The sequence below is a fragment of the Aequorivita flava genome, from assembly GCF_038742595.1.
Classification (GTDB): domain Bacteria; phylum Bacteroidota; class Bacteroidia; order Flavobacteriales; family Flavobacteriaceae; genus Aequorivita; species Aequorivita marisscotiae.
Genome location: NZ_JBANCF010000001.1, coordinates 392,146 through 405,090, shown reverse-complemented (window position 1 = coordinate 405,090; position 12,945 = coordinate 392,146). Strand labels below are relative to the sequence as shown.

15 protein-coding genes are annotated in these 12,945 nt (G+C 36.9%); 9 read left to right on the top strand and 6 right to left on the bottom strand.

Features of this window, described 5'->3' with window-relative positions:
• Window positions 1-24: 24 nt before the first annotated feature.
• The 6 genes from VZD24_RS01975 (at window position 25) to VZD24_RS01950 (ending at window position 3,790) form a co-directional block, all read left to right on the top strand.
• A complete protein-coding gene (locus VZD24_RS01975) occupies window positions 25-1,143 on the top strand; it encodes a C1 family peptidase (protein WP_279447810.1) in 1,119 nt (372 codons plus the stop codon).
• Window positions 1,144-1,197: 54 nt separating this feature from the next.
• Window positions 1,198-1,677 (top strand): hypothetical protein, encoded by a 480-nt coding sequence (locus VZD24_RS01970; protein WP_279447809.1) that lies wholly within the window; start codon window positions 1,198-1,200, stop codon window positions 1,675-1,677.
• A gap of 164 nt (window positions 1,678-1,841) precedes the next feature.
• A complete protein-coding gene (locus tag VZD24_RS01965) occupies window positions 1,842-2,075 on the top strand; it encodes a thioredoxin domain-containing protein (protein WP_279447808.1) in 234 nt (77 codons plus the stop codon).
• Window positions 2,076-2,128: 53 nt separating this feature from the next.
• Window positions 2,129-2,848 (top strand): hypothetical protein, encoded by a 720-nt coding sequence (locus VZD24_RS01960; protein ID WP_342686470.1) that lies wholly within the window; start codon window positions 2,129-2,131, stop codon window positions 2,846-2,848.
• Window positions 2,849-2,850: 2 nt separating this feature from the next.
• Entirely contained in the window at window positions 2,851-3,114 is a 264-nt protein-coding gene (locus VZD24_RS01955) for a DUF2024 family protein (RefSeq protein ID WP_279447806.1), read from the top strand.
• A gap of 67 nt (window positions 3,115-3,181) precedes the next feature.
• On the top strand, window positions 3,182-3,790 hold the full coding sequence (locus VZD24_RS01950) for a MarR family winged helix-turn-helix transcriptional regulator (protein WP_342686471.1): 609 nt from the start codon (window positions 3,182-3,184) through the stop codon (window positions 3,788-3,790).
• Here the strand turns inward: VZD24_RS01950 and VZD24_RS01945 are convergent.
• Complete coding sequence (locus VZD24_RS01945) at window positions 3,787-4,617, bottom strand: CvfB family protein (RefSeq protein ID WP_279447804.1); 831 nt, start codon at window positions 4,615-4,617, stop codon at window positions 3,787-3,789. The two genes, VZD24_RS01950 and VZD24_RS01945, sit on opposite strands and share 4 nt — an antisense overlap.
• A gap of 87 nt (window positions 4,618-4,704) precedes the next feature.
• Here VZD24_RS01945 and VZD24_RS01940 point away from each other — a divergent pair, with 87 nt between their 5' ends.
• Window positions 4,705-5,112, top strand: coding sequence for a hypothetical protein (locus VZD24_RS01940; RefSeq protein WP_279447803.1), 408 nt, complete (start codon window positions 4,705-4,707; stop codon window positions 5,110-5,112).
• Here the strand turns inward: VZD24_RS01940 and menD are convergent.
• The 3 genes from menD to VZD24_RS01925 are packed head-to-tail and all read right to left on the bottom strand — an operon-like array spanning window position 5,102 to window position 8,287.
• Window positions 5,102-6,766, bottom strand: coding sequence for a 2-succinyl-5-enolpyruvyl-6-hydroxy-3-cyclohexene-1-carboxylic-acid synthase (gene menD / locus VZD24_RS01935; RefSeq protein ID WP_342686472.1), 1,665 nt, complete (start codon window positions 6,764-6,766; stop codon window positions 5,102-5,104). The genes VZD24_RS01940 and menD overlap by 11 nt on opposite strands.
• A gap of 31 nt (window positions 6,767-6,797) precedes the next feature.
• Window positions 6,798-7,862 carry an isochorismate synthase gene (locus tag VZD24_RS01930; protein ID WP_342686473.1) on the bottom strand — a complete coding sequence of 355 codons (1,065 nt, stop codon included), beginning with the start codon at window positions 7,860-7,862 and terminating at the stop codon, window positions 6,798-6,800.
• Window positions 7,862-8,287, bottom strand: a complete 426-nt coding sequence (locus tag VZD24_RS01925; RefSeq protein ID WP_279447800.1) for a PaaI family thioesterase — start codon at window positions 8,285-8,287, stop codon at window positions 7,862-7,864. Before VZD24_RS01925 ends, VZD24_RS01930 begins: the two co-directional genes overlap by 1 nt.
• A gap of 45 nt (window positions 8,288-8,332) precedes the next feature.
• Between VZD24_RS01925 and VZD24_RS01920 the strand changes: the two genes are divergently transcribed.
• Window positions 8,333-8,980 (top strand): alpha/beta hydrolase, encoded by a 648-nt coding sequence (locus VZD24_RS01920; RefSeq protein WP_279447799.1) that lies wholly within the window; start codon window positions 8,333-8,335, stop codon window positions 8,978-8,980.
• Between the two features lie 87 nt (window positions 8,981-9,067).
• The gene (locus VZD24_RS01915) at window positions 9,068-9,781 is read left to right on the top strand and encodes a leucine-rich repeat domain-containing protein (protein ID WP_342686474.1); all 714 of its coding nucleotides are present in this window, start codon (window positions 9,068-9,070) and stop codon (window positions 9,779-9,781) included.
• Between the two features lie 164 nt (window positions 9,782-9,945).
• Here VZD24_RS01915 and VZD24_RS01910 read toward each other — a convergent pair whose 3' ends face one another.
• Both VZD24_RS01910 and dnaK read right to left on the bottom strand, forming a co-directional pair.
• Window positions 9,946-10,800, bottom strand: coding sequence for a bile acid:sodium symporter family protein (locus VZD24_RS01910; protein WP_342686475.1), 855 nt, complete (start codon window positions 10,798-10,800; stop codon window positions 9,946-9,948).
• A 168-nt stretch (window positions 10,801-10,968) separates the two neighbouring features.
• Complete coding sequence (gene dnaK / locus VZD24_RS01905; protein WP_342686476.1) at window positions 10,969-12,882, bottom strand: molecular chaperone DnaK; 1,914 nt, start codon at window positions 12,880-12,882, stop codon at window positions 10,969-10,971.
• Between the last annotated feature and the right edge of the window lie 63 nt (window positions 12,883-12,945).

Genomic DNA, 12,945 nt, shown 5'->3' with positions numbered 1-12,945 from the left:
ACTGCGCTCGGCCAGGCATATACAATGAAACATTTTATTCTATTCTTCGTATTACTCTTCACAGTAACACTCTCATCACAAGAAATTTACAAATTTACAACCGTCACCGATCTTGAAACAACACCCGTATTAAGCCAAGGTATTACCGGAACTTGCTGGAGTTTTAGTAGTACTTCATTTTTGGAGAGTGAAATTATTAGGCTCACCGGAAAAAATATAGATCTTAGCGAAATGTACCAAGTGCGAAACACCTACCCACTAAAGGCTGAAAATTTTATTATGCGCCAAGGAAAAGCACAATTTGGCGAAGGGGGTTTGGCACACGACGTTATTAATTCGATTAAAAAAAATGGTTTGGTACCCGAAATAGCATTTAATGGTCTATCTGAGGGAGAAACCAAATACAACCACGCCGAAATGGTTGCGGTACTCGAAGCAATGTTAAAAACCTATATAGACAATCCCGGTAGAAACTTAAGCCCAAAATGGCGTGCGGCAATTGAAGGTGTTCTGGATGTGTACATCGGCAAAAACATTACCAACTTTACTTTTGAAGGAAAACAGTATACTCCGGAAAGTTTTTTAAAAATGACCAAAATTGTACCAACGGATTATATAAATATTACCAGCTTTACACATGCGCCATTCTATTCTAAATTTATTTTGAATATTCCAGATAATTGGAGCAACGGAAGTTTTTACAATGTTCCGCTAAACGAGCTAATATCTACCATTGATAATGCTTTGCAAAATGGTTTTACTGTTGAATTGGATTGTGATGTAAGTGAACGTGCCTTTTCATCAAAAGATGGTGTAGCCGTTGTGCCAGAAAATGCTGAAAACACTTTAAAAGCGCTACACAGTATTTATCCCGAAAAAGATATTACTCAACAATACCGTCAACAGGAGTTTGAAAATTACAATACTACAGACGATCATTTAATGCATATTACGGGGTTACTTCACGATCAAAACGGCACCAAATATTATAAAGTAAAAAATAGCTGGGGATCTGATGAATCAAGGGTTGCCAACGGAGGTTACGTGTATTTTAGCGAAGCGTACATGCGGTTAAAGACAATTAGCATAACCGTTCATAAAGATGCTCTTCCTAAAGATACGGCTAAAAAGTTAAGTTTGTAACATACAATTGAACGGCAAGTTTAAATTGGCTTAAAATTTGATATATTTGTCGCGATGAAAAAGCTATTCACTTTTATTGTACTTTTTCCGCTGATTGCCTCGGCACAGTTGGATTTTGAAAGCAATAAAAATAAATTAGACTTCGTGAAGTTGCCCGAATTAGAGCGTTTAATTACGGTACCTTTTGCCAATTCAGAATTTTCAACAAACTCTTCGAATACACTTCCATCCTTTAAACTAAACAAGAATAACTACCGGGAAGCAGTGAGCATGTACGATGCTATGGCAGCCAATGAAAATTATGTAAAGTCTGATTTAAAAATCTCATTGGATCCCAGAGAATATGGCATTTATGGAGGCAATAGCAGTTATAGTGCCGATGGTTCTACCGCGGTTAAAAATATTTCTTATAAAGAATCTCGTGGCTATTTAAGACCTGAACTTATGCCCTACTCGTACGGTTTTTATCAACGGCCGTCACGGCGAGGCGGTTTTTATGTAGGGTATGGCGCCTACGGACCGTATTCGCAATAACGCAATACCTCTTCCCTTCCACTTTATATGCACTTATATTTGGGTGAATTCTTTCACCCAAAACATTCACCGTAAAAAAAAATTCAATTATATTTTATTTAGTTAGGATTCCTTACTATATTTGTCCAAGCAATATTGCTTTAATCTTTAAATACGTTTTAATTATGAAAAAGTCTATTTTTTACCACGCCGGTTGTCCCGTATGTGTAAGTGCCGAAGTTGAAATTCTAGAACTGATGGATCCTACTTCTATTGAAGTAGTGCATTTAGGTGAAGACAAATCAAAAATACAGGTTGCCGAAAATCTAGGAGTAAAATCTGTTCCAGCTCTGGTTACGCCTACCGGCAATGTATTACACATAAATTATGGTGCCTCCATGGCAGATTTAAAAAATTAATTAACCCTACAAAGGTATTCTTTCGAAAGCCTTTGTATTAAAACAACAAAAAAATGAAAAAACCAATATTTATAATAGTAATGCTTTTACTGGCTACACATGCCCGTACACAAAATTCGGAATATGATAATAATGATTTTAAAATCACAAAGGCCGAGGTTATAAATCATACCCAATTAGATGTTTTAGTTTGGGAAATAACAGTGGCGGGAACAGCAGGTGCAACAACGCCAACCCCCGCCGGAAAGATGAATGGCGCTCCCGTCTTGGGATATGTATTCCCCACTTCGTTAAAATCTACTGATGTAGGTTTTAGTGAAACGAACGGAATTGTTGCCTTGGCCCTTACTTCCCACCCAGATTTTGACGACACTCCGCTATGGGATGAAAATATGGATACTCGCTACGATAATGATGGTGTAATTTGGCATCCCCATTGGGTAATTTTGGTTGAAGATAAAAGAGTGGAAGGTGGACTTGCGGTAAAGCAATTTAAAAAAGGCGACACAACCGTAAAGCTACCACCCACAAATCCTGGAATGCCAATGTATATGGACTCTCCGGGCTATGGAGTAAAAGCCATGAACAACATAATTAAAGTGGTAGTTCCGAAGTACAGAATAAATAACCAGTCCAATTTCAATTATGATGGCGTAGCGGCATATATGCAGGTAAACACTGAAAATATGGATAAGCCAATGCTCGGCGTGTATAATGTTTACAGTGTGGCAAGTGGAAATTTATCATTACCCTATACTGTTAAAAACAATTGATTATGAAAATAGCAGTTTGGGACACTTATGTAGCAAGACCGGACGGATTGCAAATGCATTTTGATATTTTGGTACCTGCAGCACTAGAAAATGAAAACCAAATTTACGCTTTTGGAAAACAGTATTTAGCCAGCAAACCTTTTAAAACTGGAAGTTTAAATTCCAAAAAATGTAATTTCTGTCACGTAGAAAATGCTACTCCCGAAGTAACAACAGCAATCCACACCATGGGTTTTTATATTTTAGAAATGGAAAACTGTACTTAAAAGTTGAAATAAATAATTAGGAATACTAACTTTGCCTGTTAAGCCTCAATTCTTAACAGGCATTATTATGGAAAAAAGCGTTTTTGATACCTTCTTTCAGCAAGAAAGTGTGAGCAATAAAATAGTGGTTGGTCTTGAACGGATATCGGAAGTTTTCCGAACCCTACTCTGGGCCGAAGCCAAAAAATCTGGTGTGAGCCCAATACAGATTCAAATACTAATTTTTATTGCCTATCACGAAAGTTCACTTTGTACAGTTAGTTATCTGGCTAAGGAATTTGATGTTACAAAACCTACCATTAGTGATGCCGTAAAATCCTTGGAGAAGAAAAAACTGATTTTAAAAGACTATTCAAAACCCGACAGTAGAAGCTATCTTATCGTACTTTCTGCAAAGGGAAAAGAATTGGTTTCTGTAACCGAAAACTATGCCAATCCCATAAAAAAACAATTTGATAGTTTTGATAACGAGCAGCTTCAAACGGTTTATGAAGCTATTGTAAAACTTATTTACAATCTGAATAAAAGCGGCATTATAAGTGTACAGCGCACCTGTTTCGCTTGTAAATTCTATACTAAAAAAAATGGCAAAGATTATTGCGAATATCTTCAACAACCATTAGCGCCAGAGGCCATACGGGTAGACTGTCCCGAGTTTGAAGAAAAACGGAATTAAATTAACTCAATTCCATCTTCTTTAATTACAATTTGCTTGTCCTTATAAAGCGTCCCGATTGCCTTTTTAAAACTTTTCTTGCTCATTCCCAGCATGTTTTTAATGGTATCTGGATCAGATTTATCGTGAAGCGGTAAAAAACCGCCTGCAGCCTCCAATTCTTCTCGAATAAAGTTTGCATTTGGTTCGATACTTTTATAACCTGGCCTTTGTAGGACGATATCAATTTTATTATCGGGGCGGATTTTTTTAATAAAAGCCTTCATTTTATCGCCAGTTCGTATATCTTCGAAAATATCTTCAATATAAATAAGTCCCTTGTGTTGGCCGTTAACAATTACATTTGCACCTTTTTCGGTTAAATGCGTTACTAAAATATCTATTTGTTGAAACGGTTCAACCGATAAGTTCTCATTTTGAAGAAAATGGTTTGTTTTGCTGCTGCCAACCAAACGATTTGTTTTTTCATCAATATATAAATATACTATATACCAATTGCCTTTTTTCATTGGCCGGGCTTGCTCTTTAAACGGTACAAAAAGTTGTTTTTCCAGACCCCAATCCATAAAAGCGCCATATTCGGTAACGTCGCTACAATGCAAATAACCAAAAGTATTTAGTTGAAGAAAAGGATCGAGTGTAGTAGCTATTGGCCGCTCTTCATTATCCAAATATATAAATACCGAAATTTCATCGCCAATTTCGTATTGCTCTGGCTTATATCTATGCGGTAAAAGCACCACGTTTTCCTCTGTATCGCCTAAATATAGCCCCGGTTCTGTTTCCCGAAGAATTTCTAAAGTATTGTATTCACCCAATTTTATCATAGTTGCAAAGGTACTGTATTTTGTCAGAAAAAAATTGTTTGATACCTAGGATACATATCAAACTTAAAATGTACATTCACATCCGAAATGAACTTAAATCCACCACATAATCTTCCATCAAATTTCAAGCTCGAAAAAGTATTGGAAACCAATATTGGCATAATATATTTTTACGGAAATATAGTTGTTGTTGAGGCAAAGGAAGGTACTACTGTTTCTCACAAAAGTGGGTTTTCAACATTATTGCAGGGGCTTGCGTACCTTGGCACTAAACCTTGGGTTTATATTGCGCATCGTGTACAATCGTATTCTGTAAAACCTACGGATTACAAATATTTAAACAAAGTAACTACATTAAAGGCTATGGTAGTAGTTGCCTATAGCGATATAGCACGAAGTAATGCTGAATTGGAATCTAAATTCTGCAAAAAACCTTTTGCCGTTTTTGACGATCTTACCTTAGCCGCAATCTGGGGTAAACAATTTATAAAATAAATTTAAAGTAATCCAACAGTACATTATCGTTTATTGTAGCAGGTGTAAATATTTCTAACAATGCCGGTCCTTCCTTTTTGTTTAAAAATGCATTTAGTTTTACCTTTAATTCGTCTTTCTTTTCAACACTTTCATACTTTATATTGTACATTTTTGAAAGCTGCTTGGCATTTAAGTTATGTTTTGTTTCAAAATAAGTATTAAATAGTTCGGTGTTTTTTTCACCGGGAAGAATTCTAAAAATACCACCACCTCCATTGTTTATTACAATTATTTTAAAATCTTGTGGAATGTAATTATTCCAAAGGGCATTGCTATCGTAGAAAAAACTTAGATCGCCAGTAATAAAAATTGTAGGCAATTTTGAAGCCAATGCCGCTCCTATCGCCGTACTTGTACTTCCGTCAATACCACTCGTGCCGCGATTACAAAACACGCTAATCGAAGGCGAAATATTAAATAGCTGTGCATATCTAATCGTAGCACTATTACTTAATTGCAACTGGATATTTTGCGGAAGAAGATGAAATATTTCACAAAAAACCATAAAATCTGAATATGGAATTTCGCTTTCATATGTTCTATGGCGCAGCAATCTATGCTCCCTGATTTTTAGCCATTGAGTTTGATAATTGCTTTGTACTTCAATTGTATTCGGAAGAAATTCTGCAAAGAAATTATTAATAGTTGTTTTAAAATGATGCTTTAGCGCAAAATAAGTATCGTAGGCTTTTTTCGCATCAACGTGCCAATGCGCCTTGGGCGCATAGTTACGAAGAAAGGCCTTTATTCTTTTGGAGACAACCATCCCACCAAAAGTCAATAAAATATCTGGCTGAAGTTTTTTAAAATCCTCAGTGGTTAAGGGTGTTATTAGCTGGTCAATCGCCGAAATAAAATGTGCATTATGCAGATTTGAAGTAGTTTCAGTTAAAACCAAAACACTTTTATCCTTGGCCAGTTGCTGAACAAAGCGTTGTTCCACACTATTTGGATCTAAAACCCCTACGAGAATCATTTTTCTTTTGCTATCGTTCCACTGTTTAATAAAAGGATTTAAACTTTCATCTAAACTAAAATTTGACTTTCGCGCTAACACATTTTGTGGCCAGATTAATTGCGTTTCGGTTGTATTGTACAAGGGTTCAGAAAACGGTAAGTTAATATGCACTGGGCCTTTTAACTCAATTGCAGTATTGAGCGCTATGTTTATTTCGGTTTCATTTTTTATTTGGAATTCTTCACCCTCTATACAATTTGCACTGTAAAGTATATGGTTTTCAAAAACGTTTTGTTGTCGGATAGTCTGTCCATCGCCAATATCAATTCGGTCCGCAGGTCTATCGGCTGCAAGAATCACCAATGGAATATCACTGTAAAATGCTTCTGCAACCGCCGGATAATAATTGAGCAACGCCGAACCCGATGTACAAACAACGGCTACCGGTTTTTTTAGTTGTTGCGCCATTCCCAAGGCAAAAAATGCCGCGCATCGCTCATCAACGATACTAAAACACTTAAATTCAGAATGATTGCCAAACCCAATAGTTAGAGGTGCGTTTCTAGAACCGGGAGAAATAACTATATGGTTTACCCCTTTATCCAAACATAGTTGAACAAGAGTTTGCGAAAGAATATTATTTGAAAATATCATGGATTACAAAGGTACGAAGACGCCAAAAATATTAGAGCATTGGTGACAATACTTGTAGCATAGTTTGTAGTTTATTTTGTGTTTCCTGCCATTCGTCCATAGGTTTGGAACCTATAGTAATGCCGCCACCTACAAAAATGTGTGCCGTGTTGTTATCAATCTTCATGCATCGCAAATTTACCATAAGCATTGCACGATTTCCGTTTTCCTGAATTGGACCTAAAAAGCCGGTATAAAACGTGCGATCGTACCCTTCATTTTCTATAATGAATTGTTTGGCATATTTTTGAGGAACACCACAGACTGCAGGAGTTGGATGAACCGCAGCAGCAATTTTAGTAAGCGTTGTTTTTCTACTACGCAAAACGCCCGAAATATCGGTTTTTAGATGCAGTAACGGCCCTGCCTGATAAGTATAGGGATTAGACACTTTTAAAAGCGATGTTACGCGCTGTAGATTGGTAGTTATGGCATCTGTTACCAATTGTTGCTCATCAAGTTCCTTTGGCCCCCAACTTACCTCGTTAGCGGTATAAGGTTGGGTTCCTGCCAAAGCCATCGTTTTAAAAGTATCGTTTGTAATTTGAACCAAGGTTTCCGGCGTTGCACCGCACCAAAAGCCAGTTTCTGGATGATACCAGATATAGCAAAAAGCCGAAGGATATGCCGAAAATAACCGAGTTAACAGTGTATCAATTGAAAAGTGATCTAAGTTTAGATCTTTGGAACGTGAAGCAACAATTTTTTTTGCTTTCCGCTTTTTAATATGTTCAATTATTTTTTCAACTAATGCTATATACTCGTACTTTTCTACATCGTTTTCAGCAATAGCCACAGGCTCCATTTGAAACGATGTTTTGGTAAATTCACAAGTAATTTTTTCCGAATCGCTTTCAGGTATAAAAAATGCTTCACCTTCAAATTTAAACGGAGCGAAAATAAATCCGTTTGCTGAAAACTCGTCAGATTTATAAAGCACACTAGACTGCTGTATCAAGGCAGTAATTGTATTTTCTTGTGGCAGCGAAAAAAGCACGAACGGTAATTCGTTTTTAAAATGTGCTGAAATTTTTTGGGTAAATAGCTGTAGGTCCATTATTTTTTATTGGGTAAAGCAATCGTTGTAAGTTTAATGAGAGAAATAAGGGCCCCGTCCTCATTGGTTATTTTAATTTGCCATAGTTGCGTTGTTCGGCCTTTATGTATTATACTGGCGTGAGCATAAACATAGCCATCACGAATGCTTTTTACATGATTGGCGGCAATTTCAATTCCGCGAATAGTAACTTCATCGGAATTTAGAAAAAAATAGGCGCCCGCACTTCCCACACTTTCGGCGAGAGCAACAGAAGCACCGCCATGCAAAACTCCGTCGGGCTGATGTACTCTGGGAGTTACAGGCATTTTAGCAATTAAAAAATCATCGCCAATTTGGGTAAATTCTATATTCAGGGTTTCCATTAAGGTGTTTTGGCACATCTTATTACATGCAGCCAAAATTTCCTGGTTAGTGTACTTCATAGTATTGGTTTACATTTGTAAAAATACAAAATTGAAACAAACAAAATGAGCATCCAAAAAGAGGTTTCGTACACCAGCACCAATACTTACCACACTTTGAATAGGTTAACAGACAAAACTAAAAATGTGTGGATAGTTTTTCACGGGATGGGCTACTTAAGCAAATATTTTATTAACTATTTTTCTGAATTAAATGCCGAAGAAAACTATATTATTGCGCCTCAAGCGCCTTCAAAATATTATCAGGATAAGCGTTTTAAACATATTGGCGCCTCTTGGCTAACCCGTGAAAACACCGTTACTGAAACAGAGAATATTTTAAATTATGTTGATGCAGTATTTAAAAAGGAACTTTCTGGCCCCATCCCCAATCTTATAGTCTTAGGTTACTCTCAAGGCGTGTCTATCGCCACACGATGGGTAGCCAGACGAAAACTACAATGCAATGTTTTGGTATTGCATTCGGGAGGTATTCCCAACGAATTACAACCGAAGGATTTTAATTTCTTAAATGAACATGCGCAGGTATTATATTTATACGGCAACAACGATGAATATATTACCGAAGCGCGAAAAACCGAGGAATATTTAAAAGGCACTAATCTCTTTAAAGATCGTTTAAAGATTGAAGTATTTAACGGTACCCATGAAGTAAACAAGCCCTTTTTACTAAAAATTTCAGAAATGATTTAAAAAATTTGTGCATTTCGTCGAATAAATTTGTATTTAAACTTCAATTCGCGTTATTTTACAATGCCTTAATTTTTAAATCAGCTACTTATGAAACCTACACTACTAACCTGTATTTGTTTATTTGTTGCATCTGTTGCAATGGCCGAAATAAGCAAACAAGAAAAATCTGTTCTTTTAGATCTATATACAGCTACCAACGGACAAAAGTGGAATACGAAATGGAATCTTAATGCTCCAGTATCTACTTGGCATGGAGTAACAATAGAAAACAATACAATTACTGCTATAGATTTAATTTTTAATAATTTAAACGGTACGCTTCCTTCTTCAATTGGACAACTTCAAAACTTAAAAACGCTTGAATTATCCTTTAATCCAATTGAAGGCACGCTTCCTGATGAGTTAGGAAATCTTAGTAATTTAGAAGTTTTGGCGCTGAATGCTACGTCGCTTAGCGGAAGAATTCCAGAATCTATTGGCCAACTTTCAAAATTAAAGCAATTACATTTAAGTAGTAATCAATTAACAGGAACGGTACCAGAAAGTGTAACGAACCTTAAGCAAATAGAAGTTTTTAACGTGTTTGACAACGGCTTAACTGGCCCCTTACCTAAAGGCTTGGCAAATTGCCCGTTTTTAAAAGAATTGGTTGTAGCAGAAAACGAATTTACCAATCCAAACGATTTTTCAATTATAGTGCTATCCAACACCGGTTCAAAATTAAATTTAATGAACTCACCATTCCAAACAAAATCTTCTGAAGCTATTATAGCCGTGGAGAGGGATGAAAATGCAGATTAACTCAATACCTCAAATTCCCTCACTTCCGAAAAGCGACCTTCACTGGTCGCTTTTTTTATTTCTATTTTAAAAGGGTTATTAGTGAATACTAGTGTGCTTATTTTAAATTAAATTGCTTTTAAATTTAATGGCAAGTTTCTCTTTTTAAACTATTGAAAAAAAACCTACGTTGCTTTTCTATTAAAAAGATAAATTATTACACCTCCTGTTAAAAACATTAATAAACTATATACTGCTGGTACAATTGCAAAGGAAGCATTATGGAGCAATACTACTGCAATTGTAATAGCCAATGTACCATTTTGAATTCCCGATTCAATAGAGATTGAACGTGCTGCTTCTTTACTTAACCCAAACAGTTTTGCTGAAAAATACCCTAAAACCATCGTTATGACATTCAATACCAAGGCAGCAACTCCTGCTTGCTCAAAATAGGAAACAAAATTGGTTCTTTCTTTAATTACCAAGCCAACAATAATTAACCCCAGTACTGCGCCTGAAGCTATACGCACTGGCTTTGCCATTTTATCGGCAAAATGTGGGCGATACTTGCGCACCAGCATTCCAGTAGCAATAGGAATAACAACAATCACAAAAATCTGGATAATCGTTGAAAGTACATTTAGTTCTACCACTTGCCCAACACCCATGTAATATTCCAAGGCAAAATTCACTATAAACGGAATCGTTAAAATAGTAATTAAACTACTAAAAGCCGTCAACGTGACCGAAAGAGCTAAATCTGCTTTTGCCAAATGCGAAATTAAATTTGAAGTAGGTCCACCCGGACAAGCTGCCAAAATCATGACGCCGATTGCAATTTCGGGCTGCATTGGGAAAAGCAACGTAACACCAAAACCAATGATTGGCAACAGAAGTAATTGATTGGTTAACCCAATAAAAATAGCTTTTGGATAGCGAAATATTCTTTTAAAATCTGAGCCTCGTAAAGTGAGCCCCATTCCTAACATAATGACTATAAGCGACCCGGCAAGGATGATGGTAGAGATATTATCCATACATTATTATTTTGAAGAAAGATAAGCAAATTGTTTTAGCTTGCTAGTTGGAGCAACACATTACAAAAAAAACCGCAACCAATTAAGATTGCGGTTTTTGCATTTAACTATTTAAAGAAACTTATTTCACTTCTTCAAAATCTATACTTCAATTTCGCTCAGTAAAGGCTACTTAACTTCTTCGAAATCTACATCTTCAACATCACTGTTTTCAGAGTTGCCGGCATTACCTTGCTCTGCTCCTTCTCCGGCATCACCGGTTGGGGCACCTTGCTGTTCTGCTTGGGCTTTGTACATTTCTTCTGAAGCAGTTTTCCAAGCTTCGTTTATTTTATCTAAAGCAGGTTGAATAGTTGCAACATCTTTAGATTCGTAAGCTTTTTTCAATTCTTCCAATGCTTCTTCAATTGGCTTCTTTTTATCATCAGATAATTTGTCGCCAAATTCCGAAAGTTGTTTCTCAGTTTGGAAGATCATTCCATCAGCTTCATTTAGTTTGTCTACTTTTTCTTTCGCAGCTTTGTCGCTTTCGGCATTTGCTTCTGCATCTGCTTTCATCTTTTTGATTTCTTCTTCGGTTAATCCAGAAGAAGCTTCAATACGGATGTCTTGCGATTTGTTGGTAGCCTTATCTGTAGCACTTACTTTAATGATACCATTGGCATCAATATCAAAAGTTACTTCAATTTGTGGCGTACCTCGTTGTGCGGGTGGAATTCCGTCTAAGTGAAAACGACCAATTGTTTTGTTGTCGTTTGCCATCGGACGCTCACCTTGCAGTACGTGAATTTCAACACTTGGCTGATTGTCTGCCGCAGTAGAGAATATCTGACTTTTCTTGGTAGGAATTGTTGTATTGGCTTCAATTAATTTAGTCATAACTCCTCCCATAGTTTCAATTCCAAGAGAAAGTGGCGTTACATCTAAAAGCAGCACGTCTTTTACATCTCCAGTTAAAACTCCACCTTGAATTGCAGCTCCTATGGCCACTACTTCATCCGGGTTTACTCCTTTGTGGGGTTTTTTTCCAAAGAATTTTTCAACAGCTTCCTGCACCGCGGGAATACGGGTAGAACCTCCTACAAGTATTACTTCGTCAATATCGCTTTTAGTTAAGCCAGCAGCTTTCATTGCTGTTTCACAAGGCTTCATTGTTCTTTTTACCAAATCGTCTATTAACTGCTCAAACTTTGCACGTGTTAATGTTTTAACTAAGTGTTTTGGGCCGCTAGCAGTAGCAGTAACGTATGGCAAGTTAATTTCGGTTTGGGCTGCAGAAGAAAGTTCAATTTTTGCTTTTTCGGCAGCTTCTTTTAAACGTTGCAGTGCCATTGGGTCATTGCGAAGATCAAAATCTTCTTCGGCCTTAAACTCATCTGCCAACCAGTTAATGATTTTCTGGTCTACATCATCACCACCTAAGTGGGTATCGCCATCTGTAGCGAGTACTTCAAAAACCCCGTCGCCCAATTCTAGGATACTAACGTCGTGGGTACCTCCACCAAAGTCAAAAACTACAACTTTTTGGTCGGTTCCTTTTTTATCAAGTCCGTAAGCAAGTGCCGCAGCAGTTGGTTCGTTTATAATTCGCTCTACTTTTAGGCCAGCAATTTCGCCTGCTTCTTTGGTTGCGTGGCGCTGACTGTCATTAAAGTACGCAGGAACGGTAATTACCGCACGGGTAACGTCTTGCCCTAAATAGTCTTCTGCAGTTTTCTTCATTTTCTGCAGAATCATAGCGCTTAATTCTTGTGGCGTATATAAACGACCGTCAATATCTACACGGGCGGTATCGTTATCTCCTTTTACCACTTTATACGATGAATATTCTGTTTCAACTTTAGATTCAGAATATTTGTTTCCCATAAACCGCTTAATAGAGCTAATGGTTTTTGTAGGGTTGGTAACAGCTTGACGCTTTGCAGGGTCACCAACTTTAATTTCGCCGCCTTCCACAAATGCAATTACAGAAGGTGTAGTTCTTTTTCCTTCAGCATTCGGAATAACTACTGGCTCGCTACCTTCCATTACGGCAACGCAGGAGTTGGTTGTACCTAAGTCTATTCCAATTATTTTACTCATAATATTATTGTTTGTTGTTTATAATTTATTGTGTGTATTCGTATTTTCGAGTTCTATAAGTCA

Excerpts from the sequence above, each read along its gene's own strand:
- VZD24_RS01975 (WP_279447810.1), top strand. The coding sequence starts at position 25 with ATGAAACATTTTATTCTATTCTTCGTATTACTCTTCACAGTAACACTC.
- VZD24_RS01960 (WP_342686470.1), top strand. The coding sequence starts at position 2,129 with ATGAAAAAACCAATATTTATAATAGTAATGCTTTTACTGGCTACACAT.
- VZD24_RS01940 (WP_279447803.1), top strand. The coding sequence starts at position 4,705 with ATGAACTTAAATCCACCACATAATCTTCCATCAAATTTCAAGCTCGAA.
- VZD24_RS01970 (WP_279447809.1), top strand. The coding sequence starts at position 1,198 with ATGAAAAAGCTATTCACTTTTATTGTACTTTTTCCGCTGATTGCCTCG.
- dnaK (WP_342686476.1), bottom strand. The coding sequence starts at position 12,882 with ATGAGTAAAATAATTGGAATAGACTTAGGTACAACCAACTCCTGCGTT.
- VZD24_RS01945 (WP_279447804.1), bottom strand. The coding sequence starts at position 4,617 with ATGATAAAATTGGGTGAATACAATACTTTAGAAATTCTTCGGGAAACA.
- VZD24_RS01920 (WP_279447799.1), top strand. The coding sequence starts at position 8,333 with ATGAGCATCCAAAAAGAGGTTTCGTACACCAGCACCAATACTTACCAC.
- VZD24_RS01925 (WP_279447800.1), bottom strand. The coding sequence starts at position 8,287 with ATGAAGTACACTAACCAGGAAATTTTGGCTGCATGTAATAAGATGTGC.
- VZD24_RS01910 (WP_342686475.1), bottom strand. The coding sequence starts at position 10,800 with ATGGATAATATCTCTACCATCATCCTTGCCGGGTCGCTTATAGTCATT.
- VZD24_RS01955 (WP_279447806.1), top strand. The coding sequence starts at position 2,851 with ATGAAAATAGCAGTTTGGGACACTTATGTAGCAAGACCGGACGGATTG.
- VZD24_RS01915 (WP_342686474.1), top strand. The coding sequence starts at position 9,068 with ATGAAACCTACACTACTAACCTGTATTTGTTTATTTGTTGCATCTGTT.
- VZD24_RS01930 (WP_342686473.1), bottom strand. The coding sequence starts at position 7,862 with ATGGACCTACAGCTATTTACCCAAAAAATTTCAGCACATTTTAAAAAC.
- menD (WP_342686472.1), bottom strand. The coding sequence starts at position 6,766 with ATGATATTTTCAAATAATATTCTTTCGCAAACTCTTGTTCAACTATGT.
- VZD24_RS01950 (WP_342686471.1), top strand. The coding sequence starts at position 3,182 with ATGGAAAAAAGCGTTTTTGATACCTTCTTTCAGCAAGAAAGTGTGAGC.
- VZD24_RS01965 (WP_279447808.1), top strand. The coding sequence starts at position 1,842 with ATGAAAAAGTCTATTTTTTACCACGCCGGTTGTCCCGTATGTGTAAGT.